Here is a 5,383-nt window from a genome sequence, read left to right on the forward strand (position 1 = left end):
CTCAAACCCCCTCCACCTCCTCCAGCGCCAGCCCCAGCCCCAGCGTCGTTCCGGCGACCGACTGCACCGTCACCCGGCTGCACCCGCCGCCCAGCGGCAACACGCGGATCTGCGTGCCGATGCGCTCGACCATCGCCGGCACGTGGCTGATGACGCCGACCTGACGCCCGCCGGCCTGCAATGCTTCCAGGCAGGACAGCGCCACGTCCAGGCTGTCGGGATCGAGCGTGCCGAACCCCTCGTCGATGAACAGCGTGCCGATCCCGCCGGAGGTCCCCGCCGCCATTGCCGACAGCCCGAGCGCCAGGGCCAGCGACACCAGGAACAGCTCGCCGCCCGACAGGCTGTGCACGCCGCGCCGCTCGTCGCCCATTTCGCGGTCGACCACCTGAATCTCCAGATCGGCCCCGGCCACCCGCTCCAGCCGGTAGCGGCGGGCGAGATCCTCCAGATGCCGGTTGGCATGGGTCAGCAGCAGGTCCAGGCTCAGGCTCTGGGCGAAGTTGCGCATCTTCTGCCCGGTCGACGAACCGATCAGCTGCGCCATCTTGCCCCACAGCGCACAACGCGCCTGCTGCGCCTCGATGGCCGCCATCAGCCCGGCCAGCCGCTGCCGGTTGGCATCGTCCGCCTCAAGCCGTCCGCGCGCCGAGCCAAGCCGGTCGCGGTCGCGCTCCAGCACAGCACGGATGCTCTCCGCCGCAGCCCCGGCGTCCTCGACGCTCTGCGCCGGACGACCCGCGGCATGGTGGTCGCCGCGCTGACGCCGCCGTTCGGCGACCACCAGGGCGGCATCGCCGCGTGCCCGCTCCAGCACCGCCAGCGCCAGCTCCTCCGCTTCCAGTTCGCTTTCGGGCGCCGCCAGCAGCCGACGGACTTCTTCCAGCTCGACCCCGCGCTCGGCGACCGCGCTGTCCAACCGCTCGCCGGCGGTCCGGGCCTTGGCGGTGCAGCGTCTCGCCGCTTCGCCGCGGGATTCCCGCTCCTGCTCCGCGGCCGACAGTCGGGCGATGGCGTCCTGCCGGGCGAAGGTGGCCTTCTCGACCAGGGCTTCGGCTTCGTGCTTCTGCGCGGCCAGTGTCGTCCGCACCTGCGACACCGGCCGTCCATCCAGCACCGCGCCGCGCGCCGTCCGGGCTTCCGCCAACCGTCCGGCGAGATCGGCTGCCCGATTGCGCGCCTCGTCCTCCGCCCGTTGCGCGGCTTCAAGTTCGGCGCTCTGCACCGCCCGCTCGCCGCTCGCGCGCTCGACCTCGCGGGCGGCACGGGCCAGCCCGTCGCTCTTCTCGCGATAGTCGCTCACCCGCCTTGCCAAAGCGGCCCGGTAGCCCTCCGGGTCCCGCTCCAGCAGAGCCTGCCACCCGGCCTCTCCCGCCAGACCGTCGGCCAGCTCGGCCAGCGCGGCGTTCCGGTCGGCCTCCGCCCGTTCCAGCGCCGCCGCCGCCAAAGCCAGGGCCTGCCGTCCTTCGGCCAGCCGCTGCCGGGTCGCCTCGCACTCGCTTGCCAGACCGGCAGCCGCGGTTTCCAGCCGCCGATGCTCCAGCTGCGCCGCATCCAGCCGCCGGCGATGGTCGAGCGCCTGTTCCTCATCCTGGGCGATGGCGGCCATCCGGCGATCCACCGCATCGACTTGCCCGCGGATATCTGCATGGATGTCGGTGAGCGTTCCGCCCCCGGCATCCCAATCGACGGCCGCCGCCTGCGCGGCCCAGCGCGCCTCAAGCCCGTCGGCCTCCCGCGCCATCGCCGCCAGCCGCGCGGTCAGCGCCTCGGCCCCCTTGCGCGCCGCCAGTTCCGCCGCTTCCAGTGCCGCATGCCGGGCCACCGTCGCGGCCTGGGCCTCGCGCAATTCGGCAAGATGCGTTTCCTGATCCCGCGTCACCCGGCCCAGCGGAGTCGCCCCGGCGCCCGCCCAGGGATGATCCGCCGATCCGCAGACCGGGCAGGGCTCGCCTTCGACCAGCCGGCCACGCAGGCTTTCGACATCCTCTCGCTGGGCCAGCAGCAGCCGTTGCAGGGTACGCTCCGCCTCATCGACCGCGGCCTGCCGTCCGGCCCGGCTTTCGGCAAGCTCCTGCGCCGACGTTCCGTCGCGTTCCGCCTCGTCCAGCAGCCGCAGCCGCTCTCCGTCCGCGGCGGTGCGCTCGGCCTCCAGCCGTCGCAGCGCCTCTCCGGTGGCCAGCAGCGCCAGCAGCCCGTCACGCCGTTGTCCGGCCTCCGACCGCGCGTGCCGCGCCTCCTCCAGCGACGGCACCGCTATGCCGCGCAAGCTTTCCAGAGCCTGCTCGGCCGAGCGGCAGCGGTCCCGCGCCTCGGCCAGCCGGCCTTCCACGGTGCGTGCCGCGGCTTCGGTCGCCGCAAGCTCCCGCTCCAGCTGCTGACGCTCCTGCGCGGCGGCCTTTCCGCTCCGTCCATCGGCGACGATGCGCCCCAGCAGCCGGTCCCAGCGCTCCCACTGTCCGGCCACCGCCGCAAAGCCAGCCTGCTCCCGCAGCCAGACCTCCAGCCTTGCGGCATCGCTGCGGGCCGAGGACAGCGTGGCGTCGATGTCCTGCAGTGCCTTCCGCAGCGCGATGCTGCGCTGAACCGCGGCCTTTACCACCGCGTCGGCGGTCCCCTGCTCGCCGGTCAGGGTTGCGATCCGTCCATCCAGGTCGGACGCGCGGTCAAGTTCGGGCTCGGCCCTGGCCTGCTCGGCACATGCCGCCTCGAAGCGCCGCCGGGCCTCGCCATGGCGGCCGGTCGCCTCATCCACCGCCAGCCGTGCCGTGGCCAGGGCCGTCTCCGCCCGCTCGACCGCCGCCGCGGCCTCTGCCGCCTCGTCGCGCGCGCGGTCGGCATCCGCCTGCATCGGCCGCAGCGGTTGCAGCCCGCGCAGAGCGAGAGCCGCGTTGCGCCGCTCCTCCGCGTCGCTCCACGCACGCTCCGTCGTTTCAGCCGCCGCGACCGCCTTGCTTTCCGCTGCGGCGAGCTGGCTGTCGCGCTCATGCCAGGCCAGCGCCGCCTGGGCAAGCGCCAACGCCTGTTCGCCGCTCCGCACCGCCTCCGCCGCCTCGCCGGCCTCGGCTTGCAGGGCAGTCCGGTCGTCGTCGCTCAGCACGCCGATGCCGCCACCCTGCGCCACCAGCCTGTCGAGCGCCTGCTTCTCCGCAGTCGACCGTTCATGCGCCGCGACCGACAGGCGCGAGTAAATCTCCGTCCCCGTCAGCAGCTCCAACAGGGCGGAGCGCTCGCGCGGCGGCGCCTTCAGGAAGGTGGCGAAGTCACCCTGGGCCAGCAGAACCGCCCGCCGGAACTGTTCGAAACTCAGTCCGAGCCGCTGCTCGATCTCCTCGAGCACAGTCTTCTTGCCGTCGCCGAAGCGGCGCTCGCCGTCCAGGCTGCTCAGCGACATGCTCTGCTGCTGCAAAGCGCCTTGAGCTTTCTGCCGGGCCCGCCGTACCTCCCAACGGGCGCGGTAGGCCTCGCCGTCGATGCCGATGAAATCCACCTCGGCCCAGCCGGAACCGGCGCCCCGTCGCAGGATCGTCCGCACGTCCGTGGTGCGGATGCTGTTGGGATCGCCCTCCGGCCCCAGCATCTCGCCGCGCCCTTCCGGCAGCCGCGGCATGCTGTCGAACAGGGCGAGGCACAGGGCATCCAGGATGGTGCTCTTGCCGGCGCCGGTCGGTCCGGTGATGGCGAACAGCCCGGCCCGCCGCAGCGGCTCCCGGTCGAAATCGATGGCGAAGGGACCGTCCAGGCTGGTCAGATTGGCGCCGCGAACCGCGAGAATCCGCATCACATCGTCTCCTGCACGCCGGTCAGCAGCTCATGGAAGGCCGCCATCAGCTCCGGTTCGGGATCGCCCTCATGGCTGCGGCGGTAGAGACGGCGGAAGACCTCCTCCGGCTCCAGCGAGGCCAGATCGACCGGCGGCGCGCTGTCGGCCAGCGTCTGGCCGCTGCCGGTCAGCCGTACCCCCAGCTTCAGCAGCCGCACCGGCCGGCCGGCGAGGATGGCCTCGACCTCGTCGCGCAGGGCGGGGCGCGGTTCCGGCAGCGTGACCGTCACCTCAAGGAAAGGCCAGGCATCGCGTGGCAGGCCACTGTCCAGCTCCAGCCGCTTCAGCCTGTCGAGCGCCGCCTCCGGACTGGCTTCGCTGACCCGGTGGATCGCGACATGGCGCGGCACCCGCAACGCCTCATGCCCGACCAGCCGGCCGCCTGCGAACTCGGTCAGCACCACCTGATGGGGATAGGGCTGCTCGTCCAGCGCCAGCGGGATCGGCGATCCGCTGTAGCGCACCTCCTCGCGCCCACCGACCGCCTGCGCCCGGTGCAAATGGCCGAGCGCCACATAAGCGGCATCGTCCGGGAAGATGTCGACCGGCAGGGCATGCAGGTTGCCGCCCAGGATCTTGCGCTCGCTCAACTCGGACAGGGCGCCGCCCCGCATATAGCAATGTCCGGTCAGGATCAGCGCCTCACCCCGGCCGCAGCGCTCCCGCCCACCGGTCCAGGCTTGGTTATAGAGCCGTCGCACCCCTTCGATCAGCGGATCGATGTCCTCCGCCTCCTCGACCGCCGGCAGGTCGGACGGCCGCAGATAGGGCATGGCGACACAGCGGGCTGCGACGGCGCCATCGGCGTCGTGCAGCGGCACGATCAGCGGCGATGGGTCGAACATCCCGGCGGCGGAAGCGGGCAGGGTGCCGATCACCCGCACCCCCATTTCGGTCATCAGCGGCGAGGGGGCCTCCAGACGGCTGGCGCTGTCATGGTTGCCGGCGACCACCACGATGTCGAGCCGCGGGTGCAGCGCCTTCGCCCGCGCGACGAACCTGTAGAAGAGCGCAAGGGCCGGGATCGGCGGGTTCTGCCCGTCGAACACATCGCCGGCAATCACCAGCGCATCCACCCGATGCTCGCCGATGCGGTCGATCAGCCAGTCGAGGAAGCAGCCATGCTCCGTATCGCGGGGAATCCCGTGCAGAGTCTGGCCCAGATGCCAATCGGCGGTGTGGAGAAGACGGAAGCTCCGCATGGTCCTGCGCTCGCAACGAAACGATGAGCCACTCTACGGATCGCGCCACCGGCCGCGCCTGCGAAAAATGACGCTGACGAAAAAATGACGGAGCGATGAAAAAAGCGCTTGCGCGGTTTGAGGGAGGGCGCCTATAAACCGCTCCACCGACGGCGGGGCGCTGAACGAAGCGCGGCGCCGGCGGCAGAAACGGAAGAGAAAACAGCGACTTAGCGGTTTCGATCTTCCGGCTTCGACCGAAATTCTCCGGTCACTCCGATCCGATCCTCTCTAGAAGGGGATGCGGAAGAGCGGCCGGTGCGACGCGTCTCAGCGTTGCGGGTTCTTTGACAAGTTTATACCGTGTTGTGAGAAGGGA

General features: G+C 71.5%; 2 protein-coding genes. Both read right to left on the reverse strand.

Translation table 11 applies throughout. From position 1 onward, the window contains the following. Nucleotide 1: 1 nt before the first annotated feature. Entirely contained in the window at nt 2–3,781 is a 3,780-nt protein-coding gene (locus tag GBZ48_RS35500) for an AAA family ATPase (RefSeq protein ID WP_174475319.1), read from the reverse strand. Then, the gene (locus GBZ48_RS35505) at nt 3,781–5,025 is read right to left on the reverse strand and encodes an exonuclease SbcCD subunit D C-terminal domain-containing protein (protein ID WP_174475320.1); all 1,245 of its coding nucleotides are present in this window, start codon (nt 5,023–5,025) and stop codon (nt 3,781–3,783) included. Before GBZ48_RS35505 ends, GBZ48_RS35500 begins: the two co-directional genes overlap by 1 nt. Nucleotides 5,026–5,383: the final 358 nt, after the last annotated feature.

This window comes from Azospirillum melinis, from assembly GCF_013340935.1.
GTDB classification, from domain to species: domain Bacteria; phylum Pseudomonadota; class Alphaproteobacteria; order Azospirillales; family Azospirillaceae; genus Azospirillum; species Azospirillum melinis.